Origin of the sequence: Metabacillus crassostreae, assembly GCF_016908395.1 — a bacterium.
GTDB classification, from domain to species: Bacteria; Bacillota; Bacilli; order Bacillales; family Bacillaceae; genus Metabacillus; species Metabacillus crassostreae.
Map to the genome: position 1 here is coordinate 61,708 of NZ_JAFBDU010000003.1, position 25,945 is coordinate 87,652.

The window sequence follows — 25,945 nt, forward strand, 5'->3', positions numbered from 1 at the left end:
CGAAACAAATTTTTTAAGGCAATTTTGTATCAAAAATTTTAATTCTAGCTTTTTTTGCTTTATGTAAAGCAAACCACCATAGTAATAACATAAATGGAACCATTATATATTTCCAATTCATATAACTTAATAAAATAGTATCGTAAACTGAATGTAACAATATTGGAACAGACCAAGAAACTAGAATCCATTTCTTACGATTACTACCTTCAGAGAATTTACCCTTTCCTAAATAGTATCCCATGATAACCCCAAATAACGCATGACTTGATACAGGTAATATCGCACGACCTAATGCATATTCAACACCATTTGCAAATAAATACAATATATTTTCCAATGTAGCAAAACCTAAAGAAACCGCAACACCATAAACAATTCCATCATAATGTTCATTAAATTCTACATGTTGATAAATAGTAAAAAACAACACAAACCACTTAAAAAATTCCTCTAGAAATCCAACTGCAACAAAAGTATATAATGTTTCTGATGTAAAAACACCTTCAACTTCTAAAACATATTGGACAAACATAATAGGGAAAACAAGCAAAGCACCAAATATAAAAGATCTCAGCACTAAAATAACTGGTTCGGATTCGTACTGATCTCTTAAATAGAAATAACTTAATAAAGCAAGACCTGGGGCAATGCCCGCAGAAATAATCGCAATCATTCACAGGCCTCTTTTCTTATTGTATCTATCCCCCCCCTAGTTCCTCACTAGAAGGCGTTTCTTCCGTTTACCATCCCTACTCTTAGATTTCTATATCTAAAAATGGAAGTTTTTCTTTCATTATCGTATCATGTTATCGTAAAATTGAAAATGTCTACTGTCGTAATTTCGTAGATTTTAGCAGAAACAAGGAGGTTCAAAAAAATGAAGGCAAAAAATATTCTTTTAATCCACACAGGTGGAACAATCTCAATGCAAGAAAATGAATCAGGTGAAGTGAAACCAGGAGATAAAAACCCCCTTGTTGATCATATTAAAGAGATTCCAAATATTAACCTTATAACATCGGAGTTATTTCATTTACCGTCACCTCATATTACTCCATTAAATATGTTAGACATAAAAAATCATATAGAAGCAACACTAACATCTCAACAGTTAAATGGTGTTGTTATCACACATGGAACAGATACGTTAGAGGAAACAGCTTATTTCCTGGATGTTACCTTATCACTTGATATTCCAGTTGTATTAACAGGAGCAATGAGGTCAAGTAATGAATTAGGTTCAGATGGTCTTTATAATTTACTATCAGCTATAAAAGTCGCATCATCAGAGCATGCAAAGTCTATGGGAGTTTTAGTTGTAATGAATGATGAAATTCATACAGCAAAAAATGTAACTAAAACACATACAAGTAATGTAGCAACTTTTCAAAGTCCACAGTATGGTCCAATTGGAATTGTCAATAAAGGTGGAGTATCTTTCCATCATAAACCTGTTTTACATCGTTCTTTAAAAGTTAAAAACTTAAATAAAAATGTATTCCTTATAAAAGCATATGCAGGAATGGATGACCAAATTATAAATGCATTAGATCAATTAAATTTAAATGGGCTTGTTATTGAGGCATTAGGACAAGGTAATTTACCACCTATGATGCTCCCTAGCTTACGAAAGATTGTTAAAAAGGGTATACCAATTGTCCTCGTATCCCGTTGCTTTAATGGAATTGTTCAAGATGTTTACGGATATGAAGGTGGAGGAAGACATTTAAAAGAACTAGGGTTCATTTTTAGCAATGGCTTAAATGGTCAAAAAGCACGAATTAAATTAATGATTGCCTTGGAAACAACAACAGCTCTTGATGAAATTGAAGAAATATTTGCTCTGTAGAATTCAGGTTAGTGGATTTTAAAACTTTTTTTAGCATTAAACAAAATAAAAAAAGTAACGTTTAAATCTTTGGAGGATACAGCATTGAGCTGTATCCTCTTTTTGGCTTTATCTATTTTTTATGATTTCATCACAAATTAACTGACCATGAAAACGACCATTTTCAATAAATATTTCATTTGCATTGTTTCCTGCTGCAATGACTCCGGCAATAAAGATTCCCTTGATGTTTGTCTCCATCGTATCAGGGTTATAGATCGGTCGACCAGTTTCAGCGTCAATTTCAACTCCCATTTTCCTCAGAAAACTATGATCAGGATGGTAACCTGTCATGGCAAAAACAAAATCATTTTTAATTTCTATTATTTCATTTTTCACTTTATATCGAACTGTTTCTGTATCAATTTTAAGCAAATGTGAATTAAATTCCATTGAGATTGTACCATTTCGAACAAGTGCTTCAAACTCTGGTAATATCCAAGGCTTTATACTTTGAGAATACTCTTCCCCTCTATAAATAACTGTTACTCTTGCTCCGGAATTCACAAGTTCTAACGCTGCATCAACACTTGAGTTCTTCCCTCCAACAACTAATACATCTTTATCAAAATACGGATGACCTTCCTTAAAATAATGAAAAACTTTTGGTAATTCCTCACCAGGAATATTCATGTAGTTTGGATGATCATAGTAACCTGTTGCTATAACAACATTATTGGCTTCATATTTTTGTTTATTTGAATATACAATAAATTTCATGTCTCGTTTTTCGATTTTTTCTACTTTCTCAAAGGCATTAACACGGATCTCTTTCCTTTTCACTACTTCACGATAATAGGCCAAAGCTTGAATACGGTATGGTTTTCGATTTTCAGTGATAAAAGGTACTTCTCCGATTTCTAATTTTTCACTTGAACTAAAAAAAGTTTGATGTGTTGGATAATGATAAATCGCATTTACGATATTACCTTTTTCAATGACTAGTGGTCTTTTACCTGTCTTTTCTAAAGCAATAGCTGTTGATAATCCGCAAGGACCACCACCAACAATAATTGTATCCTCTTTTATCACGGTCTCCAACTCCTGTTGATTTTTTATTATAAAATGTTGTTTATCACTTATATAGGGTTCAATTTTGAAATGCTGTATATTTGATACTTCTATTTCTTATAGATGTTTATTTAAAAATCTATTTAAGTATAGCCTCTAAGCCTCTAAATAGTATGCCTATTTGTTTAAGTGAAAAAATATGTTTTACAAGAAACACAAAAATCCCCTATCACAAATGATAGGAGATTTTCAATTTGTTTGCAAACAATAAACTTAAATCCATCCTCTAAATCTAGATGCTTCAGCCATTTTACGTACACCAACCATATAAGCAGCTAGACGCATATCCACACGTCGGTTTTGACTTGTTTCATAAATATTATTAAATGATTTAACCATTACTTTTTCAAGTTTTTCTTCGACTTCTTCTTCTGTCCAATAGTATCCCTGGTTATTTTGAACCCATTCAAAATAAGATACAGTTACTCCACCTGCGCTCGCTAATACATCTGGAACTAATAAGATTCCTCTTTCAGAGAGGATTCTTGTTGCTTCAAGTGTAGTAGGACCATTTGCTGCTTCTACTACAATACTAGCACGAATTTTATCCGCATTTTGCTCAGTAATTTGATTTTCAATTGCTGCAGGAACTAAAATGTCACAGTCTAATTCAAGAAGCTCTTGATTTGTAATTGTATCATTGAATAATTTCGTAACAGTGCCAAAACTATCACGACGATCTAATAAATAATCTATATCTAATCCTTCAGGATCATAAAGGCCACCGTAAGCATCTGAAATACCTACAATAATTGCTCCTGCATCATGCATAAACTTCGAAAGAAAACTCCCTGCGTTCCCAAATCCCTGCACAACGACTCTTGCACCTTCAAGCTTAATTCCTTTTTTCATAGCTGCTTCACGAATACAAATGGTTACACCTTTTGCTGTCGCAGATTCTCGCCCATGTGAACCACCTAAAACTAATGGTTTACCTGTAATAAAGCCTGGAGAATTAAATTCATCAATACGACTGTACTCATCCATCATCCAAGCCATTATTTGAGAATTTGTAAAAACATCAGGTGCTGGAATGTCTTTTGTCGGTCCAACAATCTGGCTGATCGCTCTCACATATCCTCGGCTGAGGCGCTCTAGTTCTCTAAAAGACATGTCTCTTGGATCACAAACAATGCCACCTTTACCCCCACCATACGGTAAATCAACAATTCCACATTTTAAACTCATCCAAATCGAAAGTGCTTTCACTTCTTTTTCAGTAACATTAGGATGAAATCTAATTCCACCTTTAGTTGGACCAACTGCGTCATTATGTTGAGCGCGGTAACCAGTAAATATCTTTACTGAGCCATCGTCCATCCTAACAGGAATTTTAACAGTCATCAATCTAATTGGTTCTTTCAATAATTCATATACTTCTTCAGGATACCCTAGCTTATCAAGGGCATTATGTATCACCGTTTGTGTTGATTTTAACACATCTAATTTATCATTTTGTGCATCGGTGTTTTTCTCGGCTACCATTAAAAGTTAACCTCCTAAATCTAATCAGTGAATGAAAGAATGTCCACCTTTCAGACATTAGTATACACTTTCATATGAGTTATGCAAAGAAGAAAAAGCATCTTTTTAAAGTTTTTTACATCGCATTCACGATCATTTATTTCTTATCATCCTTCTATAACACCACGAAAATACCTTTTTTCAATATTACTAAAACATACTTTGGAGAATCCATAAAAACATTAAACACGTTTAGTAAACCTAGCTAACTAAGATTCCTTTTACATTTTTGAGGAATGTCTAAAACGGCTGTGAAGAAAATATCTTTTACAGAAGATACAACTTGTAAATTTTTATGTAAGAAAAGCAATCGATTACTTCGATTGCTTCGTATATAGTATCTCTTATCAATCGTGAAAATATGAATATAAGTGATAAAAGCAAAAAGAAGTTTACCAAAAATGATGATGAATTTCTTCAATTGCTTTCTGTTCAATAATCACTTTTCCATATTCTTTTAATCTATGGACAGTTAGTGTTGATGGATTGCCATACTCAGCTAAAATTGCTACTAAATCATCAATATCGAATGGTTGGTCATCGGTTAAAAGTAAATAATACTTTTCTGAATAGAAAATGATCATTCCATCTTGGACTTTTTTTCTAAAAAGATAGTTTGACACCTGAATGATATCTTCAAACGAACTAAATTCGTATATAATATCAAAGTTCTCATCTAGTTTAACTTGCATTTCAATATATTCGTCAGAAAAATCATCATCTAATTCTGTTGCTTCTTCACTATGAGAAACAATAATAACCATCCCTTGAGCATGAAGTGAATATACTTCAACAGCTATCGGTCCATGCGCCTCAAAGCCCAATTCAACACTTGCTTCATCCATCATATCTCTAAATAGTTGTTGAACCTTTAATGAATCTTTCCAGAGGTCTTCTTTTGTTAATCCTCTATCTCTTAAATCATCTGTGGTTAAGAATATTTTAATTTTATCATAGTTAAGTCGCTCTAGCCGCATCCCATACCCTCCTGCCGTGAGACCGCTCTATATATAATCATAGTATGATTTTTATACGAGATGGTTCTAATATTTTTTACAGTTTACACTTTAGGACAAATTTAGACAAGTTAAAAGCATTAATTATTCCATTCCTATTTTTCCCTTAAGCCATTCTCCCCATTGATCTTTATTTCCACCTAAAATATGTGCTTCGTAAGGTAAAAGGCTTTCTTCTGATATCTTAGAAAAACCTTTACCACCAAGACCTATTTTAAGTCGCTCGTATTTAGATGAGAGATGATCAACAAGTTCAAATGTTTTCTTTACATTCTTCACTAACGTACACGATAAAAAGAGAAATTCTGGTTTTACTTCTTCAATAACAATATCAATATCGCCCTCTGCAATACTTGCACCTAAATAAATGACTTCAAACCCTTTACGTCTTAAGAATAGAGTAAATATTAATAAACCTAACTCATGAGTTTCATCTGGTCCACAAACTGCAATAACTTTTGGCAATAACCCATCCACTGGTAATGTATGCAAAATCATCCCAATGCGCGAGCGTAAAAAAGAAGAAGCAAAATGTTCATGCGCAGAAGTAATTTTTCCTACTTCCCACATATCACCGATCTTAACCAGTAACGTCCCGAGGATCTCGATGACTACTTTATCAACAGAATAAAGGCTAAAAGCTCTATTTAATAATTCATGTGCTGAATTCTCATCAAAGGTTAGAAGTGAATGTAATAGCTCGTCCATTAAATCAAGTGAGTGGTCTTGTTCAGTAGGCTTTATTTTCAATTCGGATTGCTCATTTAACGACAACGGATTCGTTTCAAGTAAGTTAACAGCTTGACTGATTGTAAATCCTTTATTAACTTTATGAATAAGCCACCTTAAAATTTTTATGTGATTTTCTGAATATAATCTGTGCCCTGATTCATTTCTTACCGGTGCGATCATATTATATCTACGTTCCCAAGCTCTTAAGGTTCCTGCTTGAATTCCTAGCATCTTGGAAACTGCTTTTATATTATATTTGCCTTCTTGAATCGACATTAAAAATCCCCCATTAGAAAAACTCTGTAAGAAAATTATATCTAATTGTTACCCTTGTGTAAACTTTGTATAACAAATGAATAACCATGCTTAACAAAAGCATGGCCTACCTTCATGATAATTCCTTATTTAGTTCCTTTTATTTTAATATAGTGTGCTTCAGCTGGCGCACCTAATCGTAACGGAATTAAGGTTGTTCCATATCCATTACTTATTAACATTGTTGCCTTTTCCAAGTAGTGTAAACAGCCTTTTTGATACATACCCAGACCAAAAATTCGAATTTGTCCACCATGAGTATGACCACTTAAGATAAGTGATATTTGGTCATCACTTGAAATTTTATCGTATATATCTGGGTTATGACTCACTAATATTTTAAATCCTTCAGAACTCTGACCTAATGCACGCTCCAACCTATCTCTTTCTTCACTTAGGTCTTCGACTCCGAGTAAAATAATATGATCTCCTTTATGAGAAGTGAATGTTGTAGCAGTATTATTGAGGAGGAAAACTCCACTTTCATTCAGCACCTTCTCAAGGTTTTCTTTTCCTACTTCATAATCATTGTTACCGAATACAAAATAAATAGGTGCGATATCACGCAATGCTTTAATATTTTGTCTAACTCTTGTTAAAGGAACTCCAGATTCCACTAAATCTCCGCCAATAATTATTACATCAACTTTACCAGGTATTTTTCCGATTAATTTATTTGATATAATTCTTCTATGAATATCTGAAATAAAAAAAACATGCAAGTCATCAAAACTATCTGGATATGATTCAAACTCCATTACATTTGTTGTTAAATTATTTTCATTACCCTTTATAAACATAAACAAAATAATAAGTCCACTAACTAATATAAAAATAAGACCGCTCCATATAATCAAAAAATCACCTCAAATTAGAAATCAGTAACACTAGGAAGTTAAAGGTAAAAAGCTTATGTTATTATATAACAAAAAAGCCAATCATTTCTATAAAGATGAAATGATTGGCTTTTTTCATATAAAAATAAGCTTTATTGCTTTTAGACGTCATTAACTGTTGGAACCAATATGTTATCGCATAAAAAAGTGCGATTTTTAGAAGAAAAAATGCTACTAGTCTTTATACAGAGTTTTTTCATCAGATTCTAAAACAACAAATTTAACGGAAAGGCCCTTTTATAAGAAGAATTTATTTACTTTCATGAAATAAGTTAATATCATATTCATGCTTCATCATTGTAAAAACTTCATGACGATTTTTCCATGGAGTTGGTTGTGGCCATAATTCTGCACTTTTTCTAATAACTTCACATCTCAGATTATGGTATTCCTTCTCAGCTTTATCTTCCTTCTTTTTGTAAAATTGGGCAGTTGCATACCCACTAACAATCAATAATATAACAAAAACATGAAATTCCTCATCAAAAATCGAACGAAGAATAACTTCAATTTGTCCTCCTGCTGGCTTTATTAAAAAAGCATATAAATAAACGACAAACCCCATCAGTAAGAGGAAAGTGATAAATTGAGCTTTAAAGCATTTCTTTTTATAAGCATCAAATTTCCTTTTTCGATCTACTAAATTTTCCAACATTTTTTTCGTAGGAGCATCCGTATGATCCTTTAATAACTGAATTCTTGTTTCAATCTCAATCACTTCCCTTCATACCACTTTCAATATTACTTGTTACATTGTATGAAGTTGTCCTATTAGATATGATGTTCTTTTTTCTTTTAGAACAAATAAAAAAACTCCCACTGTTTGAGGTTTTATACACAGTGGAAGTTATGATTCTCATTATTTTAATGGAATCTTAAGGATTTGTCCTTCGTAAATGTCGTTTCCATTTAGATTATTATACTGACGAATAATGTCCTCGCCAGTTCGACTATTATAGTATTTTATAGCAATTTTAAAAAGTGTTTCACCAGCACCTACTTTGTGCGTGATTATATCTCGATATTCCTGCTCATTTGAATTTGTTGATGTAGATTCAGTGTCAGTTTCCGTTGTATTAGGTATCTCACTTTTCTCAGGCTGGTTTTCAGCTTTTTCTTGTTTTTCATCTATCTTTTCTACTTCTTCAGTAGTTACTTGTTCTTCAGCTTGAGATTCAGCTTCTATAGATTCATCAGGTTCATTTGAAACAGCTTCTTCTGCCTCGATCGTCGTTTCATCAGTTAATGTTGAATCATTATTATTATTTTTTTTCGGGATATAGATCGTATCGTTGCCAACTGTTTCTTCATTATCTTTAGAAGTTCTGCTATCGTCATTATAATAGAGATAAAATGAAAAAATCAAAACAGGAACTAAGCAAAAAAACAAAGCTAGTAAACTAATAATCGGATATTTCAATTTTAGTTTTGACTTTTTTTCCTTGTTTTTGTGAACTTCACCACGTGGTGGATAATCACCATGCTGCTCTTTATAATCATCAATCATCTTTGTACGTAAATTTTCTGCTTGATCGGTTCGTTGCTTTCCCGTCTCACTCATCATGTTTCACCTCATTTACATATTGAAGTCTAATTTGTATAGCAAAAACTAAATCGATTAAAAAGTGAGCGATTATTGTTGTATATAAGCTATCTGTAATGTCGTACACAACACCTAATAAGAAACTGATCGTCACAACCATAATAAACAATAACCATTTAGAGAGATAGCGAAAATGTAATATAGCAAAGATAATACTAGCTATCCAAATCCCTAAATTGGTTTGAAGAACACCTCTAAACAACAGTTCTTCTGAAAATGCTATAAGTGCAGTTAAAAAAATGATGTGAAGAATAGATCTTTTACTAAAAATCTTTTCATTAATTCCTCCATCATCAACTAAATCACTTGGAGATACCTTAAAAATAATAAAATCTACAATAATGACAAGTAACGCAACTCCTATTCCATAATAGATAAATGTAAGGTTTTTGTACTCAAATAGCTCAAAAAAACTTTGCGGACTATTAAAGAGAAAAACACTTAATACTAAAGAAAGAACTAGTAATAACAATTGCGTAAAGTAAAGATTTTGAACGATTTGTTTGTCTGTTAAATGTTTAATGATTTCATTCTGCTTTTTAAACAAATTTTACTCACTCACCCTACGAAAAATCTCATCCAGCTCTGCTACCCAATTTATAACAGTGGCTTGGTAAGAGTTTTTTTCACTACTTATGAACAAATCGTAGGAAACCCCACAACAATCACAGCAATTATCTTGAACAGCTTCTAAATTTTCGTCAAAATAAGCTAATAACTGTTTTCTTCTACAGTCCGTTGTGGAAATCCATTTGGTCATTGTATTTAATTTATCATGTTTAATTAGCACTCTTTTTTCAATTTCATTCCATATAAACGAAATCATTTTTTCTGGGTCAAGCGAATAATTATGATAAATATTTTCGATATATCTGCATTGGGTTTCAGATAAACCACACATTTCAATAATCCTATCACTAGTAAGAGATATATGTTTATTTTCTTCTAAAAAGTAAACTGTTTGATACAATTTTTCGTAAGAAGGAAATTCTGATTCAACAAGCAATTTTGGAATTTCATAATCATTATCAGTTACTAATGTAATAGCAATACTTGGTAATCCATCACGACCAGCTCTACCTATCTCTTGCATATAAGATTCAATTTGTGATGGAAAATGAAAATGGATAACATATCTTATATTTTGCTTATTAACGCCCATTCCAAATGCATTTGTACAACAAACAATTTTCAATTGATTATATAGAAACTGCTGCTGAATCAAAATACGCTGTTCTTGATCCATTCCTCCGTGATAATACCCTACATCTCCAACACCAGAATCCATTAGGATTTGTGCTAATTTCTCCGTCCATAATCTACTTGAGCAATATATAATTCCAGGTCCTTTTAGGTTTTGAACTAACTCCACGATTCGTGTTATTTTCTCATTCATAGTAGAAAGCTTTTCAACGGATAAAGAAATATTTGACCTATTTATTGAATATATATATTCCCTATGTTCACTGCTGAATTGTAAAATTTCTTTTATATCTAGAATTACCTCTTTTGTTGCTGTAGCAGTTAATGCCAAGCAGGGAGGGTTTTTCAATTCAACTCTTAGTTCGCCCAATTTAGCGTAATCTGGACGAAAATCATGTCCCCATTGTGAAATACAATGTGCTTCATCTACAACGAATAAAGAGATATTAGCTTCTTTCAACGCATGTCTCACATAATCGATTTGAAGTATTTCTGGTGATGCATAGATGTAACGATATTGTTGAATGCTTTCAAGATGCAATCTTCTTTTATAAATAGGGGTTGTACTGTTCAGTGCGATAACACTTTTTTCGCCTCTTTGTTTTATTTGTTCAACCTGATCTTCCATTAATGATAAAAGTGGGGAAACAATTAATATTGGTCCTTCTAAAAAATACCCTGGCAACTGATAACATAATGATTTACCACCTCCAGTAGGAAGCATAGCAATGACATCTTTTCTAGCTAAAATATTCTCAATAATTTCTAACTGACCATTCCTAAATTCTGTTAGATTGAAATTTGTTTGCAGAGCTTTTTCTAACAAATGTCTCATTCTTTCCTCCCCATCAGTGCAAATACAAGCCTTATTTGAAAATAACTAAAGTTGCTACCTAAAGCTTCTCTAACCCTTTTCAATTGATGAGTATTTAATTTAGCAATCGTTTGCTTTATAACAAGATAGTCTTTTTCACTTAAAAAATCCCAAGGCAGAAAATGTTTATCATGAAGTGTGATTTCGACTATATGGTCTTCTATTGTACTTTCTTTTAATCTACGTATACTCGATATTTCAGAAATACTTTTACCTTGTAACAGATAGTTTTTGGTTTTTTTGCTTGAAGAAGTTAAAAACTCCGTTTGAAATTTATCTTTTATGATTTCATTAAACAAAGGGAATTGATCCACTTTTAATTGTTGAAGCTCAATGCACGAATGAATAATACCCCAAAACAAAAGATAAATGTATTGTGAATCCTCTTTTTCCTTTACTGCAATCTGTTCAAAAGTCAGACCGATTTTTTTACTGGCCGTTAGTTTTTGTACAAAGATTACTGCTCCCTTTTCAGATTGCTCTTGAAGAGCTTTATAGATCTCGTTATAGAGGCTTTTATTTAATTCTGTTTTCGACATCTTCATATGTCTTAAGAACATTTTTACCCAATCCAAATCTTCTTGATTTTTTGTAACAGGTAAATAATCCTTTCTTTCATAAGCAACATTTGAAACAACTTGAACAAGTAAAGAAAGCCTTCTCCAGAAAAGTCTCCCAATATCACCATAATTCCAGCCATGTATATTATTAGGAAAAGGACATTGCTCTAATCTTGTTTCCAACTCTAGCCTTCCCTTTTCGGTTACAATCAATTGGTTCTCAGGTATTCGTACGATTAACCCTTCCTGAACCATATCTTGCCAAGCAGCATTTGTTTGCACACGTGAAAGCCAAGGAAATATACTAAACATATGAGAAACATTAAAAAGTTTCCCATCTTGAATTGTTTGTGAAGATTTTTTCCCTTTAAGTAAATGATAAATAGCGGAGGCAGATCTTTCTCCATTAAATTGATTTAAGCAATAGAGCAAAACGATATGGAAATAACTTAGTTTCATTATACCACCCTACAATGTTTGACAATATTCGATCATTTATTATATTTTAACAAATTTATGGACAACGATATATAATTAATCCGTTTTATCCATTGTTTTCTTCACTCTTTGTAAAAAGTGATATTTCGAAAGGATCTTTGGTAATTAGAATTGATTAATACAGCTATAAATGTAATTTTTTCTAGAACATCTTTTGACCAATTATCAATAACTTACCTGCAAAAAACTTTCACAAACATTACAAACCCAGGTGTGATAAGGATTCTCAATAGAGTTTTTTATTGAAATGTCCTAAAAACCGATTTACAATACTAAATAGGAGACAATATTAGTGAATGATATCTTTTAGGTAAGGAATCACTCAATTAACCATTTCTACCATATAATGATATGGTATTATACATTCAGGAGGTTTGTTTAATGGCAAAATATACAATAGTAGACAAGGACACGTGCATAGCTTGTGGCGCTTGTGGAGCAGCTGCACCTGATATCTATGATTATGATGATGAGGGTATCGCATTTGTAACTCTAGATGACAACCAAGGAATTGTTGAAATTCCTGATGCACTTGAAGAAGATATGATGGATGCATTTGAAGGCTGTCCAACAGACTCAATAAAAATTGCAGACGAAAAATTTGACGGTGACGCACTAAAGTTTGAATAGTCTCTAATAAAACCCCCTCTTTTATAGAGGGGGTTTATTATTTGAGGCTAAGACATATTTAAAGAAGTCATATAATAAGACGAATAAACCTAATTTCATTTAAGCTGAAAGAAACAAGTTCGTTCCATTGCCCTCCGAGACACTCGTGTTCCACAGGTCCTAAAAAAATAGTATGCAAAATAAAAATAATTATTGAAGTCAGCAAAGACCCCGAACTATTAAGCGAATGATTAATTGAATCACCTAAAAATTCGGGTCTATTATTAGCTTAAATTCTTATGTCCCAGCCTCTTATCATTTCTGATTGAATATCTTCTTAATTACTCTCATTAATAATTAAAACTTGTTCAGGATAAATTGTCTCATTATTCAATTGATTAACTGTTTTTATTGATTCTGGGCTTACACTAAATTCCTCTGCAATAGAAAAGATTGTATCTCCTGATTGAACGACATAGCTTTGGTCATTAGTTATGTGCACAGTGAGTTGTTGTTCAGGATAGATTGTATTACTATTTAAATTGTTCCATTTCTTCAAAGAATTAATAGGTATATTATGAGCAAGAGATATAGCCCATAATGTGTCACCTCTTTCAACTGTTATCAATTTTGTTTCGTTTTCATCATGAAGATGGCTAACAGGCTTTTCTGGAGCAAAAGTTGGAATTTGCTCTTCTGCTTTATTTACAAGTGAATCATTCGCTGATTCTCCTTTTGACTGAACAACTGTATCACTTTGCAATCCAAATACAAACAATGGATCTAACGCATGTTCCTTGTCATATGTCCATTCACCTTTATGTAGTTCAAAATGCAAGTGAGTTCCTGTTGAAATCCCTGTATTGCCGATAATGCCTATTATTTGACCTTTTTTTACTTGGTCTCCTTCTTCTACCAAACGCTTATGTAAATGAGCATATACTGTCTCATATCCTTCAGGGTGATTAATAAAAACAACATGACCATATGTATCTGAATAATAGGATTTTGTTACTTTTCCTTCTGAAACAGACACAATTTCCTCTCCTTCAGGAGCAGCAATGTCAATTCCTTTATGCTTCCCTTTACGAGTACCAAATGTGTCAGTAATCTTACCATCTACTGGCATAACCCATTGATCTTCTAGTTCTTCTATGTATGTTTGTGCACTTGCACTTTGCGTGCTTAATAAAATGACTCCAGTAAAGAGTCCTAATATAAAAATCCCTATTATTTGTATGATTTTAGCTTGCATTTTTCTCCCCCTACTTCATTTTTGGACTATTTTCTAGTTAACCCTGCCTATACAATACTTTAAGATTAAGGTTATAACGTACTATCCATCTTGTACAAAAACCTCTCATTGTATGCTTAATTCAGGCAAATCTATACGACAGTTCTGCTAAACATGCTAAAGATAGGTGATACATAAGCAAGTCTTTCTTTTTACCACATCGTCAGTCTATGTATGTCTCTCTTAAAAAAGAACAACAATAGTTTAGTACATTATCTTCCAAACTATACACAAAAAGAGACTCAACAATTGAGTCTCTTTTAGTTTATATGAATTGGATTAGGTGAAAATGGGACTTCTACTGGTTTGGTTACATCCATATTTCCAATCTTATTTATGCCAATGCCATTGAACTTGACTTCCTTAAACCCAAATTCTTTTGCTGTTAATAAAATTGCTTCAAGCATTAGTATATATTGCTCATTATTTTGAAAAGAATCACCATTACTAAATTCTATTTGTATTTGTGTATCATTTTCGGTGATCAAGATATTTGACAGTTGTTCCACAACAGAAGGATATAGTTTCTTGTCAGGTATACCTGTCATCATGATCTCTATTGCGTCATCTATCGTTAAAAAAGATTCTGGTGAAGGAACAAGTAATTTGGATGTGTTTTCACTATATTGATATATTAAATAAGCCTTTTGTCGTTTTTCTTGAATAGTCATTTCATACTGTTTTCCTGAATTACCAAATTCTATTCCTGCATTACTATTTGTCTGAAATTTGACTGTATTAACTCCTATCCAGCGAAATGTTTCTTGGATTGCTTCTATATAAATAGTTTCTGACATCGAACTTGACAGTATTGGTTTCCCAGTATAATCAAGAATAATTTCTTCTGGATTTTCCTGTGGTAAAATCTCTGTGTTTTGTAGTTCGAAGCTAACAGGTCCAATCTTTTCAATTAAATTCTCTACTAAAATCTGCTGTATTTGTTGTGGCTGATTAAGATGTTCTTTACTCACACTTATTGGAATAATGTAATCTGCATTTGCTGCTGTTAAACCGATCGTTATTGTCTGACTTCCATCTTCGAAGGGAGTGACAAATGTTTCTTGTATATTATTTTCAAGGTCCGCAAGCTTTACCTCAGCATTGTCATTTTCTTGCACCATAATACTTGACTCTCGCTTTGACTCATCTTCTTGATTATTAAGTGAAATTTCCTCTTCTCCACTTGAGCTTGATGTTGCTTTATCCATACTACTTTCTTGATTAGAAGAAGTAATTTCTTGAAACAAATATGGAGAAAACAAAATGAAAATAAACATTGCTGCCACAGTTGCGAAAGTTGGAGCAATCCATGTTTTTAACTTTTTACGGTTTTGCTGTTTAGTTAAAATTCTTTGATAAATATCTTCGGAACTCCTTTTATCTTGAACTTGGGGTAACTGTCTTAAGATCTGTTCGAGCTTTTCATCATTCCACTCCTGTCTTTTCAATAGGAAACCCCTCCTTTTCAGAAATACTCACTATATGTTTTTGTAGCTGCTTTATAGCACGATGCTGAGTTGTTTTCACTTTACTTACTGACCAACCAAGAACATCTGCTGTTTCAGAAATAGATAATTCTTGAACATAGCGCAATATAATGACAGTCCGCTGATCTATTGTACAACCATTAAGTGCTTTATAAATCCATTGAACCTGTTCATTTTGGAGCAAGACTTCATCAGGAAGTGGTTGATGGTCATCTTCAATTTGTTGTTTTTCCCAATCAAATTTTTCGAAAATTCTTTGTCTAACTGTTTTTTGTTTACGAAACCAGTCTATTGCCACATGTCTTGCAATAGAAATTAACCACGTTTTTTCACTGCTGCGACCTTCGAATTTATCATAGGATTTTAATACTCGTATATAAACCTCTTGCACTAGGTCTTCTGCCTGTTCACGACTTTTGACCATATAGAACAAAAATTGAAAAAGATCTTGATGATATTTTTCATATATTCTTTGAAAGGTATCCTCCATGAATGCCCCTCCATTCTCTTATTTAGTCGTACAATGAAAAGTAAGGTTACATTAATTAAGCTCTTTTCTGAAACAATGTGGCTTTGTAACCAAAATATGAAGTAGAAACAGTGTATCTTCACATAAAGGCTCCTATTTTATAAAGAAAAGATGCCACTAGACTATTACAATGCTGAATTCTTCAGGTTTTTATAAACAACAAAGTTTTCGAAAACAGCTTTAAGTAATAAAGAAATGAATCTGTAACAACTATGTAATAATATGTAATATCCTATTTTACTTTACCATATAAACTACTAAACTCGTACACCTATTTTATTCAATACCTAATACTGTTTTGCATTAATCAGTTAAGTTTTAAAAAACAAGTTCGTTGCGCTCCAGACCAGGGTTCGCTGGGAAGAAAGCTAAACCTAGGACTCAAGTAACATCCGCTTTCATTCCATTAACTATTAAAAATAAAATTCTACTGAATACAACAAAAAGACCCGTACAATTAGGGAGATATTAACCTGAAATATCACCTAATCATTCGGGGTTATCAAACGCTTCAATACTTTATTTCATTGTGTTATCTCTTAAAATATACATGTAACAATTGTTCAGGTAATAAAACACACCATATGTTCTTCATCATAATAGTGATCATTTATTTTTAATGCTTTTCTTTCTAAAGCATATACTTGAAATCCTAATAATTCATATAAACTTTTAGCAGTGTGGTTTTCTGTTACGACTGTTAAATAAATTTGTTCAATTGTCTTTAAATTTCTTGCTTTTTCTAACGCATTTACCATTAATGACTTACCGATACCTTTTTGTCTACTTTCTTGGGAAACATACATTGCAAAAATTGTGGCACGATGCTGAAGTTTTCGTTTACTTTCTTTAACTAATGTAACTGTACCAACAAGTCTATTATCTGAAAATGCTCCAAATATATAGGTCTCAGTAGATTGAAGACGTTTTTCATAAACAGAAAGAGGCAGAACAACTTCTTCTTCATAGCTTGATGAAAAAGCCTCTGGATTATTTTTTAAAGCTTCAAGCCTTAATGAGCGATATATGTCGGCATGTTCAATCGTTAAAATTTTTATTTCACTCACTTTTCACCTTCTGCTTTTGAGGATTTGTTTTTAAAAACTAATGCACTTCGCTCATACTCAACATCATTTACTCCTAATCGATAATTAATAACACGTGACACTGCAAAGAAATAATCAGATAATCGATTTAAATAAGTGAGAACAATGTTATTAATTTCAGCTTCTTTTTGTAATGTAACTGTACACCTTTCTGCTCTTCGTGTAACAGTTCTTGCAAGATGGATGGCTGCTGCTGCTGGACTTCCTCCTGGCAAAATAAAACGTTCAAGTGTAGGAGCTTCTTTTACATAATGATCTATTCTCTCCTCAAGGAAAGCAACCATATTTTCTGTTGTTTTATACGGATATTTTTCTTTAACAACTGCAAGATCTCCACCACAATCAAATAATTCATGTTGAATTCTTTCAAGCTCATTATAAATATCTTCAAACTTAGAATCTGTAAGTAATGTCATTGCCTGGCCAACAAAGCTGTTTGCTTCGTCAATTGTTCCATAAGCTTCAACTCGTAAATGATCTTTATCAACTCTCCCACCAATAATACTTGTTTTTCCGCTATCACCAGTTCTTGTATATAAATTCAATCTATTCACACTCCTTCTTTACTATCTTTATTAAACCATGACGACCAAAAGAGGTAAAACATTTAATGTTACTTTGCTTGAAATTAAAAATCATTAAAAAAAGCTTATAGAGCGAAATTCCTTAAAGGTAAGATCGTCTATAAGCTTAACAATGTTTCTTATGAAACAAGATTGTTCGGCAAATTCTATTCGGATGTTGGCATATTTCGGGGTAAAAAGAAACTAAATGTCGTACCTTCATCTATTTTGCTATGAACCTGGATTTTCCCTTTATGTGCTTCAATAATATTTTTTACAATTGCCAGTCCAAGTCCTGTACCAGCTCTTCCTCTTGTTCTTGCTTTATCTGCCTTATAAAAACGCTCAAATACAAAAGGTAAGTCTTCTTGAGGAATTCCACTTCCAGAATCTTGTACACTTATTGTAAGACCATTATCAAGCTCCTCAACTTCAATCGTTACTGTTCCATCTTCAGTTGTATGTCTTATAGCATTATCAATTAAATTCGTTAATACTTGTTCTATTCGATCTGGATCAAGTAAAACATTAGGTTTACTTATACTCACATCTGCAGCTAACTTAATTTTTTTATCTTTAGCAAGACCTTGAAATTTCCGATTAATCTTATCTATAAATTCTGTTATCGAAATATCCTCTAGATTTAGAGAAATATGACCTGCTTCCATTCTCGCTAAGTCTAATAAGTCATTCACTAATCGTCCCATTCTAAGTGACTCATCATGAATAACCTGAGCTATTTCTTTCTTTTCATCATCTGTGCTTGCAATATCATCTACAATGGCCTCACTATAGCCTTGAAGCATTGATATAGGTGTACGCAATTCATGGCTTACATTCGCAATAAAGTCTTTACGAAGCTTATCTAGACGTCTTTCCTCTGTCATATCTCTTAGAACGGCAACTGCACCTCGAACATGAGACTGATTATACAAAGGACTCATTAATATAACCCAACTTCTACCTTGAATCATAATCTCAATTACTTGCTCTTTCTCTGTATTTACAACTCTTTGAAAAAGCTCTTGTGCTTCTGGTGGTAGTTCCTTGCCAAGTTCAATCTTCATTTCCTGCTCATAATACCATGCTTGTAAAAACCTCTCTGCTGGAGGATTCGTTACTAGTATAGTTCCATCAATATTTAAAGTAATAACACCATCTGCCATACTACTTAATATATTGGTCAAATGCTCTTTTTCTTGTCTTAGAGCATTAATATGAAATTTTAATTGTTTCCCCATTTGATTAAAGGCGATTCCAAGCTCTCCAATTTCATCGTTTGACATGATTGGTACCTTCGTATCAAATTTCCCTTTTGCTAGCTCCTGCGCTACCTCTCTCATCTTTCTAAGAGGGTATGTAATCCTTGTGGATAAGAAAAACGCAAATATCGTTGTTAAAATAATTGCAATTCCTGCTGCTAATATTATAAATTTTGTTGTATGTTTAGTTGTATCATGAACAGCAAGTAAAGACTGAGAAATGAAAACAGCACCATTTTTTGTATCTGAAACTTTGTATGGCACTCCAACTATAAGAACCTCATCTTCACCATTTACATACTGCTCACCAGAATCTAGATTTGTCCGTTTACTTACCTTTTTCTGATTTTCTAATATTTTATAAAGATCTGGATCATTTTTGATGTCTTTAAAATCGAGATGTGCTATTTCATCTGTTTTAATTGGAGATTTCCAGTAATTTGTATCATCTTCAATAATTATAATATCAGTCAATTCATCAGTTAATTCCCATGATATTGACATGGCAAGATCTTGATCTTCATGACTCTCTATTATTGCCGAAACTTTAGTAGCAAGCTGTGTTAATTCTCGTTCAGCTTCATCAACATGATAATTCTCAATAAACTCCAGCATTAATATTGTAAGTACAAACAAAACAAAGGAAACGAGTAAAAGAATCGTTCCCCAAAGTTTACCAACTACACTTCTCCACAGAATCATGTATTGCTTACCTCAAATTTATAGCCTACTCCCCAAACAGTAACAATCATTTTGGCTGCTTCAGGTGAAACCTTACTTAATTTTTCTCTCAATCTTTTAACATGTGTATCAACTGTTCGCAAATCTCCAAAAAATTCGTATTGCCATACTTCTTTAAGTAATTTCTCTCGATCATATACTTTATCCGGAGTTTTTGCTAAAAAGTAAAGTAACTCATATTCCTTCGGTGTTAAACTTACTTCAGTACCATCTGCTGTTACACGATGAGCATCATGGTCAATAGAAAGATGAGGGAACACAATAATATTCTTTGTTTTAGTATCAGTTTTTAAATAAGATGTTTGGGATGATCTACGAAGCAATGCCTTTACTCTTAACACTACTTCTCTTGGACTAAAAGGCTTTACAATATAATCATCTGTTCCTACTTCAAAACCTTGTACACGATTTGTTTCCTCACCTTTTGCAGTAAGCATAATAATTGGAGTTGCCTTTTTTTCACGTAGTTGACGACAAACTTCAATCCCATCTATACCAGGCATCATTACATCTAACATAATCAAATCATATTCATTATTTAAAGCCATTTCTAATGCTTGATGACCATCCTCAGCTTCCTCAATTTCATAATTTTCTCGTTCAAGGTACATTTTTATAAGACGTCTGATCCGATCTTCATCATCAACCACTAAAATTTTTGCATATTGGTTCTCTTCCATTAAGAACACTCCTTATGTATGGGATAAATAATATCTTTCTCTTTTTACCCTACTATTTCTCGCTATTACACCTATCTTATCAAATTAATAAGGTTCATATAAATAAAGGCTCTTTTCACAAACTTTATTGCTTATAGATACCAGAAGAAATCAGCATTTTATTAAGAATAGTGGCATCTTTTCTTCATAAAATAGTAGCCTTTATGCTAAAACACACTGTTTCTATTGCATATTTTGGTTATATAGCAACAATCTTTCAGAAAAGAGCCTAAATAAAAGCCTTCACTGCAAGAGTGAAGGCTTTTATAGCAGTGTTATTACTATTAATATGCTACTTACAGAAATATTCAACTAGTTCTATTATTACAACTTATTATGCATAAGAATGCAAGCCAGCAATAACTAAGTTTACAAATATAAAATTAAACATAATTATAGCAAAACCAATAACTGCAAGCCAAGCTGATTTCTCGCCATGCCAACCTTTAGAAAGACGAAGGTGTAAATATGCTGCATAAAACAAGAACGTGATGAGTGCCCATACCTCTTTAGGATCCCAGCCCCAAAAACGTGTCCATGCGATTTGCGCCCAAATCATAGCAAATATTAACGCTCCTAGAGTAAAAATAGGGAAACCAATTGCAACTGAACGATACCCAATTTCATCAACAAGCTCCAAATTTACATTTTTGGTAAGAGGTTGAATTAATGCAGAAATACGCTTTCTAAAAATCAGTCTAAATAATCCATAAAGAATTGTACCAACTGCTACTGACCATAAAACCGTGTTTAATTTGACAGCTGAAATAATTGCAGGAAGCTCAATGATTGGTTGGAATCTACCTTCTGTTATTAATTCCCCTTCATTAGGACCGACTAAAGCAGGCATATTGAAGATCATAACAGATTCCTGATCTTTCTTATCAATCCAATTAAATTCAGCGGAATAATCAAGTCCTTTGAATGTACTTGTTACAAGAATGAAACCTAGTGTAATAACAAGAACATACATAATAGCTTCAAGCCAGAAAGTCTTTTTTGATGACTTTTTTTGATCTACTACTGTTACAAGATGAATAATACCTGCTACAGCACTAATTGATAGTATTGCTTGTCCCAACGCAGCAGTTGTCACATGAATGTATAGCCAATGACTTTGCAACGATGGAATAAGTGGACTTATATCAGTAGGAAACATACTTCCATAAGCAATAATTAAAACAACAATTGGTAATGTGAATAGTCCTAATATAGCAACTTTGTATATAAAGAATAAGATAATGAAAGCAAGAACAAGCATCATTCCAAATGCTGTCGCAAATTCAAATAAATTACTCACTGGTGCATGTCCTGATGCAATCCATCTAGTAATAAAATAACCTAATTGTGAAACAAAGCCAAGAATAGTAGTTGCAACCGCAATAATCGTCCATTTGCTCATTTTATCTGATTTAGAACGTTTATCACGGATCGAACCACCAAATAAAAAGATTGCTACTAAATATATGACAAAAGCAATCTCTAAAAAGTTACTACTAAGCGAAGCCATGTTTTCCCCTCCCTAAAACATTATTGTTTTTCATTTTGATCTTGTGGGATGTTTAATGGCGAGTCGTCCAATATTTTCTTCAATTCCTGTGACAAGCCATACCAATTTTTATTTGTATGTCCTGCTACAAGCACATGACCATCTTGGTTTTTTATCCATATACGACGATGATTCCAGTACATACCTTGAATAACGCCAATCATAAAGATTGCCCCACCAATACCTAAGAACCACAATGTCATATCTTTTCTAACAGTTAATGCCGTTAAATCCTTAGTTTCTACACCTTGAAAGATCATCTTATATTGGTTTTGCCCTGAAGGCTCTATGTTTTGTTGAATAGCAACAAAACTTGATTCTCCTTCTGGTGTTTCAGGTGTAAACATTTTAAAAACAAAGGCAGGATTATTAGGTATTCTGGTTTTTGTATCTGGGACACCATCTTCATCAAAATAAAAATCAGGAAGATATGTTGCGAGTTGTACTCTATACCCATTCCCAAGATCATATTCCTTTGCTGGGTCTAATAAATCTACTGTTAAATCACCAAAGCTTTCTTCAGTTTCTTTATCTATTAAACTGAATTTCATTTTGTTTAACTCATTAAGCTTATAATCTACTTGGTAAAGTGAAAATGCGTCAAACTTCAATGGCTCATTAACTCTAATTTCTTCTTTTTTTACTTCTTTTAATTCAGGTTCAGCTCCATGAACAATTTCACCTGTTCTTTTGTATAACACTACATTAGATTGGAAGTTTTTTACAACAGAACCATCTCCAACCCTGTTAATTGCATCCTCAAACACTTCGTTTTCTTTATCTTTCTCGTAAACTTCCATAATGAATTCTTTATTTTCTAAGTAATACTGACCTTCAGTCCCTGGAATAACAGCTGTTTCCCCTTCTCTTACCCAGAGAACTTCGTCAACATACATACCAGGAACGAAACGAAGCATTGCACCAAATAAAAAGATAATTAGTCCACAATGATTAACATATGGACCCCATCTTGAAAATCGTCCTTTTTCTGCTAAGAGGTTACCATTTTCTTCTCTTACACGATAACGACGAGCTTCAAGCTGTTCTTTTATTTTTAGTGAATCATATTCGTTCGTTTGTGTAGAGCTATAAAGTCTTTGACGCTTCATAAACGATTCATGTCTAGTTACACCTTGTTTTTTTAAAGCACGATAAAGTGGAATAAAGCGGTCTAGACTTGCAATCACAAGTGATATACCAATTGAAGCTACTAGTATCATATACCACCAAGAGCCATATAAATTATGAAAACCTAATTCATAATAAAGCTGACCTAAGAACCCATATTCATCTTTATAAAATTGTGATGCTGTAGATGTTGGTGGAATATACATCTCTTGTGGAAACACTGTTCCTAAAGCTGACGCCAAAAGTGTTAGAACAATTAACCAGACCCCAACTTTAACCGATGAAAAAAAGTTCCATATCTTATCAACCATCGTTTTTTTGTAAGTTTGCGAGCGTCTAGCAGATCCTTCATACTTCATATCAAGTAATTTTTTAGGTTCATTTATCTCTTTCTCACCTATTGGATTCCCACATGATTCACATATAAGAGTTCCTTCTGGATTTGCATGACCACACTCACACATAACATTGTTCATGCTGAAAACTCCCCATTTTAAGGTTTAATCTGTTCCATATAATCTCTAATCATTCGTTCAGATAAAGTTCCTGAGGTAATATCAACTACTTTTCCTTCAGGATTAATTAAGAAGGTTGTTGGTAAAGGGCCAACACCATATGCATTTAGTACTTGTCTATCTTTATCTAGAATAACTGGAAATGATAGATGGTGTTTATCGATAAATGTCTGTACAGCTATATTTGACTCAGCAATATTAACAGCTAGCACTTCAACACCTTGATCTTTATAATAAGAATATTGATTATCCATATAAGGCATTTCACGCTCACATGGCTCACACCAAGTACCCCAGAAATTGAGAAAAACTCCCTTTCCTTTGTAATCTGATAATTGATGTTCATTTCCATCTAAATCCTTTAACACAAAGTCAGGTGCTTCACTTCCTACCTTAACTCTTTCCTTACTAACAAAAAAGTTTGAATATAATGTGTATCCTAATGCACCAATTAATATAATTAATATAACAGAGCGCATGAGTAAGCGGTTTTTTTTCATTTCTTCATACTCTCCTACTCCTTAGACATTCTAAGTAATTATACCATTAACGTTCAATTTGCTTGTCTAGATTTTTTGAAGTTTATGTGAAAATTACTTTAGCTTATTTCCATGCTGAGCAAGAGATCGTAATTGTTTCACTTCATGTGGAGTTAACTCTCTAGAATCACCAGTAGTAAGTCCATGTAAATTAAGAAACGCAAACTTCTCACGTTTTAATTTTTGTACAGGATGTTCTATTGCTTCAAACATACGTCTCACTTGTCGATTACGTCCCTCATGAATAACAATTTCAATAATACTTGTATTTTTCTTTTTATCTACCGACAATACCTTCACATGTGCAGGTGCTGTCTTTCCATCCTCTAGCATAACGCCTCTTTCAAGCTGTTTAATTTTTTCACGAGTAGGAATTCCCTTTACTTTAGCAACATAAGACTTATCAACCTCATAGCGGGGATGCATAAGAATATTAGCAAAGTCACCATCATTTGTTAATAAAAGAATACCTGATGTGTCATAATCTAATCTTCCAACAGGATATATTCGTTGTTTTATGTATGGGAAAAAGTCTGTAACAACCTTCCTGCCTTTATCATCCTTAACAGCAGAAATCACACCGCTTGGTTTATATAAAATAACATAGATAGGCTCTTCACGTTCTAATGGAATTCCTTCTACCTCAACGCGATCATTGTCTGATACCTTTGTACCCAACTCTTTAATAACTTTTCCATTTACTTTTACTTTGCCTTCTAGTATTAATTCCTCAGCTTTTCTTCTTGATGCAACACCAGCATGAGCAATTACTTTTTGTAAGCGTTCCATATCTTTCACCTCGATAATATATTACTGTTTTCATTTTATTTTCACAAGTTTCGACAATTTAGTATAGAAAACAGTTTTATTAGCTCTATATCAAAAAGACACATATCTCTTATGTACCTGTCCTGTTTTCTAAAATATCTTATATCAATTTTTAAAAGAAGCTGAAGTTGTCAAAATGTGCTTTCCTATCATAACATAATTAATCATTAAAGTACTATCTCTCGTAATAGTTAGTGATACTAAACAGTTCAACTCTAGTCAATTTATTTCCTTAACTCTTTGACAGCATTTCACTACACAACAAAAAACTTGGCTAAAGTACCAGCCAAGTTTTTAATTTATTTATTCATTTATTTTATAGACATTTATTTAGAAAAGGCAGCTGTCAAAAGTCTGACTTATGAAAACATTAATGTGACAACAACAATAGCAGCAATAATTCCTACAATATCTGCTAACAATCCAACTTTTAACGCGTCACCCATTCTTCTTATTCCTACAGCTCCAAAATAAACTGTTAGTACATATAAAGTCGTATCTGTACTTCCTTGCATTGTTGCAGCTAACATACCAATAAATGAATCTGGGCCATACGTTGATATGATATCAGAAGTTAAGCCTAATGCTGCTGTACCTGAGATTGGCCGAATGAAAGCTAAAGGAACAATTTCAGCAGGAATATTTAAAACCTCAAGAGCTGGTTTCATAAAATTCATTAAAAATTCTAATGCACCAGAGGCTCTAAAAACTGAAATAGCCACAAGCATTCCAACTAAATAAGGAATAATGGAAAATGAGATATTTATCCCTTCTTTTCCACCTTCAACAAATGACTCATATGTTGGTACTTTTTTTAGTGTTCCATAAATCAATATAAATCCAATTATAACAGGTATGATCCATAAAGATATTACACCAATGACACCCATGTT

General features: G+C 32.8%; 25 protein-coding genes. 2 read left to right on the forward strand and 23 right to left on the reverse strand.

Annotated features, from left to right (window positions below):
- Window positions 1–13 precede the first annotated feature (13 nt).
- Window positions 14–676 (reverse strand): glutamic-type intramembrane protease PrsW, encoded by a 663-nt coding sequence (prsW, locus tag JOC75_RS11930; RefSeq protein ID WP_204954294.1) that lies wholly within the window; start codon window positions 674–676, stop codon window positions 14–16.
- A 204-nt stretch (window positions 677–880) separates the two neighbouring features.
- Here prsW and JOC75_RS11935 point away from each other — a divergent pair, with 204 nt between their 5' ends.
- Window positions 881–1,852, forward strand: a complete 972-nt coding sequence (locus tag JOC75_RS11935; RefSeq protein WP_204954295.1) for an asparaginase — start codon at window positions 881–883, stop codon at window positions 1,850–1,852.
- 108 nt (window positions 1,853–1,960) lie between these two features.
- On the opposite strand, the gene JOC75_RS11940 is transcribed toward JOC75_RS11935, so the two are convergent.
- The 10 genes from JOC75_RS11940 to JOC75_RS11985 all read right to left on the reverse strand — a co-directional run bounded on the left by JOC75_RS11940 (window position 1,961) and on the right by JOC75_RS11985 (window position 12,144).
- Window positions 1,961–2,923, reverse strand: coding sequence for a YpdA family putative bacillithiol disulfide reductase (locus tag JOC75_RS11940; protein WP_204954296.1), 963 nt, complete (start codon window positions 2,921–2,923; stop codon window positions 1,961–1,963).
- Between the two features lie 252 nt (window positions 2,924–3,175).
- Window positions 3,176–4,447 (reverse strand): Glu/Leu/Phe/Val family dehydrogenase, encoded by a 1,272-nt coding sequence (locus tag JOC75_RS11945; protein ID WP_204954297.1) that lies wholly within the window; start codon window positions 4,445–4,447, stop codon window positions 3,176–3,178.
- 431 nt (window positions 4,448–4,878) lie between these two features.
- Window positions 4,879–5,463: a genetic competence negative regulator gene (locus tag JOC75_RS11950; RefSeq protein WP_204954298.1), complete on the reverse strand. Its 585-nt coding sequence runs from the start codon at window positions 5,461–5,463 to the stop codon at window positions 4,879–4,881.
- A gap of 123 nt (window positions 5,464–5,586) precedes the next feature.
- Complete coding sequence (locus JOC75_RS11955) at window positions 5,587–6,510, reverse strand: MerR family transcriptional regulator (protein ID WP_204954299.1); 924 nt, start codon at window positions 6,508–6,510, stop codon at window positions 5,587–5,589.
- 125 nt (window positions 6,511–6,635) lie between these two features.
- The gene (locus tag JOC75_RS11960; RefSeq protein ID WP_204954567.1) at window positions 6,636–7,403 is read right to left on the reverse strand and encodes a metallophosphoesterase; all 768 of its coding nucleotides are present in this window, start codon (window positions 7,401–7,403) and stop codon (window positions 6,636–6,638) included.
- Between the two features lie 292 nt (window positions 7,404–7,695).
- Complete coding sequence (locus JOC75_RS11965; RefSeq protein ID WP_204954300.1) at window positions 7,696–8,163, reverse strand: DUF2663 family protein; 468 nt, start codon at window positions 8,161–8,163, stop codon at window positions 7,696–7,698.
- Window positions 8,164–8,304: 141 nt separating this feature from the next.
- Window positions 8,305–9,009 carry a LysM peptidoglycan-binding domain-containing protein gene (locus JOC75_RS11970; RefSeq protein WP_204954301.1) on the reverse strand — a complete coding sequence of 235 codons (705 nt, stop codon included), beginning with the start codon at window positions 9,007–9,009 and terminating at the stop codon, window positions 8,305–8,307.
- Entirely contained in the window at window positions 8,999–9,595 is a 597-nt protein-coding gene (locus JOC75_RS11975; RefSeq protein ID WP_204954302.1) for a CPBP family intramembrane glutamic endopeptidase, read from the reverse strand. The genes JOC75_RS11970 and JOC75_RS11975 overlap by 11 nt, the downstream gene beginning before the upstream one ends.
- 3 nt (window positions 9,596–9,598) lie before the next feature.
- Window positions 9,599–11,086 carry a RecQ family ATP-dependent DNA helicase gene (locus JOC75_RS11980; protein WP_204954303.1) on the reverse strand — a complete coding sequence of 496 codons (1,488 nt, stop codon included), beginning with the start codon at window positions 11,084–11,086 and terminating at the stop codon, window positions 9,599–9,601.
- A complete protein-coding gene (locus JOC75_RS11985) occupies window positions 11,083–12,144 on the reverse strand; it encodes a YpbB family protein (RefSeq protein ID WP_204954304.1) in 1,062 nt (353 codons plus the stop codon). Before JOC75_RS11985 ends, JOC75_RS11980 begins: the two co-directional genes overlap by 4 nt.
- Before the next feature lie 420 nt (window positions 12,145–12,564).
- On the opposite strand from JOC75_RS11985, the gene JOC75_RS11990 reads away from it, so the two are divergent.
- Window positions 12,565–12,813: a ferredoxin gene (locus JOC75_RS11990; protein ID WP_146946181.1), complete on the forward strand. Its 249-nt coding sequence runs from the start codon at window positions 12,565–12,567 to the stop codon at window positions 12,811–12,813.
- A 316-nt stretch (window positions 12,814–13,129) separates the two neighbouring features.
- On the opposite strand, the gene JOC75_RS24265 is transcribed toward JOC75_RS11990, so the two are convergent.
- The 12 genes from JOC75_RS24265 to JOC75_RS12050 all read right to left on the reverse strand — a co-directional run bounded on the left by JOC75_RS24265 (window position 13,130) and on the right by JOC75_RS12050 (window position 25,942).
- Window positions 13,130–14,047: a peptidoglycan DD-metalloendopeptidase family protein gene (locus tag JOC75_RS24265; protein ID WP_204954305.1), complete on the reverse strand. Its 918-nt coding sequence runs from the start codon at window positions 14,045–14,047 to the stop codon at window positions 13,130–13,132.
- Window positions 14,048–14,346: 299 nt separating this feature from the next.
- Window positions 14,347–15,534 carry a hypothetical protein gene (locus JOC75_RS12000; RefSeq protein WP_204954306.1) on the reverse strand — a complete coding sequence of 396 codons (1,188 nt, stop codon included), beginning with the start codon at window positions 15,532–15,534 and terminating at the stop codon, window positions 14,347–14,349.
- On the reverse strand, window positions 15,512–16,063 hold the full coding sequence (sigX, locus tag JOC75_RS12005; RefSeq protein WP_204954307.1) for an RNA polymerase sigma factor SigX: 552 nt from the start codon (window positions 16,061–16,063) through the stop codon (window positions 15,512–15,514). Before sigX ends, JOC75_RS12000 begins: the two co-directional genes overlap by 23 nt.
- A 602-nt stretch (window positions 16,064–16,665) precedes the next feature.
- Window positions 16,666–17,169 (reverse strand): GNAT family N-acetyltransferase, encoded by a 504-nt coding sequence (locus tag JOC75_RS12010; RefSeq protein WP_204954308.1) that lies wholly within the window; start codon window positions 17,167–17,169, stop codon window positions 16,666–16,668.
- The gene (locus tag JOC75_RS12015; RefSeq protein WP_204954309.1) at window positions 17,166–17,753 is read right to left on the reverse strand and encodes a cob(I)yrinic acid a,c-diamide adenosyltransferase; all 588 of its coding nucleotides are present in this window, start codon (window positions 17,751–17,753) and stop codon (window positions 17,166–17,168) included. Before JOC75_RS12015 ends, JOC75_RS12010 begins: the two co-directional genes overlap by 4 nt.
- A gap of 185 nt (window positions 17,754–17,938) precedes the next feature.
- On the reverse strand, window positions 17,939–19,735 hold the full coding sequence (locus tag JOC75_RS12020; protein ID WP_239589441.1) for an ATP-binding protein: 1,797 nt from the start codon (window positions 19,733–19,735) through the stop codon (window positions 17,939–17,941).
- Complete coding sequence (locus JOC75_RS12025) at window positions 19,732–20,454, reverse strand: response regulator transcription factor (protein ID WP_204954310.1); 723 nt, start codon at window positions 20,452–20,454, stop codon at window positions 19,732–19,734. The genes JOC75_RS12020 and JOC75_RS12025 overlap by 4 nt, the downstream gene beginning before the upstream one ends.
- Before the next feature lie 373 nt (window positions 20,455–20,827).
- On the reverse strand, window positions 20,828–22,003 hold the full coding sequence (ccsB, locus tag JOC75_RS12030; protein WP_204954311.1) for a c-type cytochrome biogenesis protein CcsB: 1,176 nt from the start codon (window positions 22,001–22,003) through the stop codon (window positions 20,828–20,830).
- Window positions 22,004–22,023: 20 nt separating this feature from the next.
- On the reverse strand, window positions 22,024–23,646 hold the full coding sequence (resB, locus tag JOC75_RS12035; protein ID WP_204954312.1) for a cytochrome c biogenesis protein ResB: 1,623 nt from the start codon (window positions 23,644–23,646) through the stop codon (window positions 22,024–22,026).
- A 17-nt stretch (window positions 23,647–23,663) separates the two neighbouring features.
- Entirely contained in the window at window positions 23,664–24,185 is a 522-nt protein-coding gene (gene resA, locus JOC75_RS12040; RefSeq protein ID WP_204954313.1) for a thiol-disulfide oxidoreductase ResA, read from the reverse strand.
- Between the two features lie 93 nt (window positions 24,186–24,278).
- Window positions 24,279–25,013, reverse strand: a complete 735-nt coding sequence (gene rluB / locus JOC75_RS12045) for a 23S rRNA pseudouridine(2605) synthase RluB (RefSeq protein ID WP_146946192.1) — start codon at window positions 25,011–25,013, stop codon at window positions 24,279–24,281.
- Window positions 25,014–25,411: 398 nt separating this feature from the next.
- A complete protein-coding gene (locus JOC75_RS12050) occupies window positions 25,412–25,942 on the reverse strand; it encodes a spore maturation protein (RefSeq protein ID WP_204954314.1) in 531 nt (176 codons plus the stop codon).
- Between the last annotated feature and the right edge of the window lie 3 nt (window positions 25,943–25,945).

Bases quoted from the DNA above. Each gene is read 5' to 3' on its own strand.
- prsW (WP_204954294.1), bottom strand. From the start codon at position 676: ATGATTGCGATTATTTCTGCGGGCATTGCCCCAGGTCTTGCTTTATTA.
- JOC75_RS11935 (WP_204954295.1), top strand. From the start codon at position 881: ATGAAGGCAAAAAATATTCTTTTAATCCACACAGGTGGAACAATCTCA.
- JOC75_RS11945 (WP_204954297.1), bottom strand. From the start codon at position 4,447: ATGGTAGCCGAGAAAAACACCGATGCACAAAATGATAAATTAGATGTG.
- JOC75_RS11950 (WP_204954298.1), bottom strand. From the start codon at position 5,463: ATGCGGCTAGAGCGACTTAACTATGATAAAATTAAAATATTCTTAACC.
- JOC75_RS11955 (WP_204954299.1), bottom strand. From the start codon at position 6,510: ATGTCGATTCAAGAAGGCAAATATAATATAAAAGCAGTTTCCAAGATG.
- JOC75_RS11970 (WP_204954301.1), bottom strand. From the start codon at position 9,009: ATGATGAGTGAGACGGGAAAGCAACGAACCGATCAAGCAGAAAATTTA.
- JOC75_RS11980 (WP_204954303.1), bottom strand. From the start codon at position 11,086: ATGAGACATTTGTTAGAAAAAGCTCTGCAAACAAATTTCAATCTAACA.
- JOC75_RS11985 (WP_204954304.1), bottom strand. From the start codon at position 12,144: ATGAAACTAAGTTATTTCCATATCGTTTTGCTCTATTGCTTAAATCAA.
- JOC75_RS11990 (WP_146946181.1), top strand. From the start codon at position 12,565: ATGGCAAAATATACAATAGTAGACAAGGACACGTGCATAGCTTGTGGC.
- JOC75_RS24265 (WP_204954305.1), bottom strand. From the start codon at position 14,047: ATGCAAGCTAAAATCATACAAATAATAGGGATTTTTATATTAGGACTC.
- sigX (WP_204954307.1), bottom strand. From the start codon at position 16,063: ATGGAGGATACCTTTCAAAGAATATATGAAAAATATCATCAAGATCTT.
- JOC75_RS12020 (WP_239589441.1), bottom strand. From the start codon at position 19,735: ATGATTCTGTGGAGAAGTGTAGTTGGTAAACTTTGGGGAACGATTCTT.
- JOC75_RS12025 (WP_204954310.1), bottom strand. From the start codon at position 20,454: ATGGAAGAGAACCAATATGCAAAAATTTTAGTGGTTGATGATGAAGAT.
- ccsB (WP_204954311.1), bottom strand. From the start codon at position 22,003: ATGGCTTCGCTTAGTAGTAACTTTTTAGAGATTGCTTTTGTCATATAT.
- resB (WP_204954312.1), bottom strand. From the start codon at position 23,646: ATGAACAATGTTATGTGTGAGTGTGGTCATGCAAATCCAGAAGGAACT.
- resA (WP_204954313.1), bottom strand. From the start codon at position 24,185: ATGAAAAAAAACCGCTTACTCATGCGCTCTGTTATATTAATTATATTA.
- rluB (WP_146946192.1), bottom strand. From the start codon at position 25,013: ATGGAACGCTTACAAAAAGTAATTGCTCATGCTGGTGTTGCATCAAGA.
- JOC75_RS12050 (WP_204954314.1), bottom strand. From the start codon at position 25,942: ATGGGTGTCATTGGTGTAATATCTTTATGGATCATACCTGTTATAATT.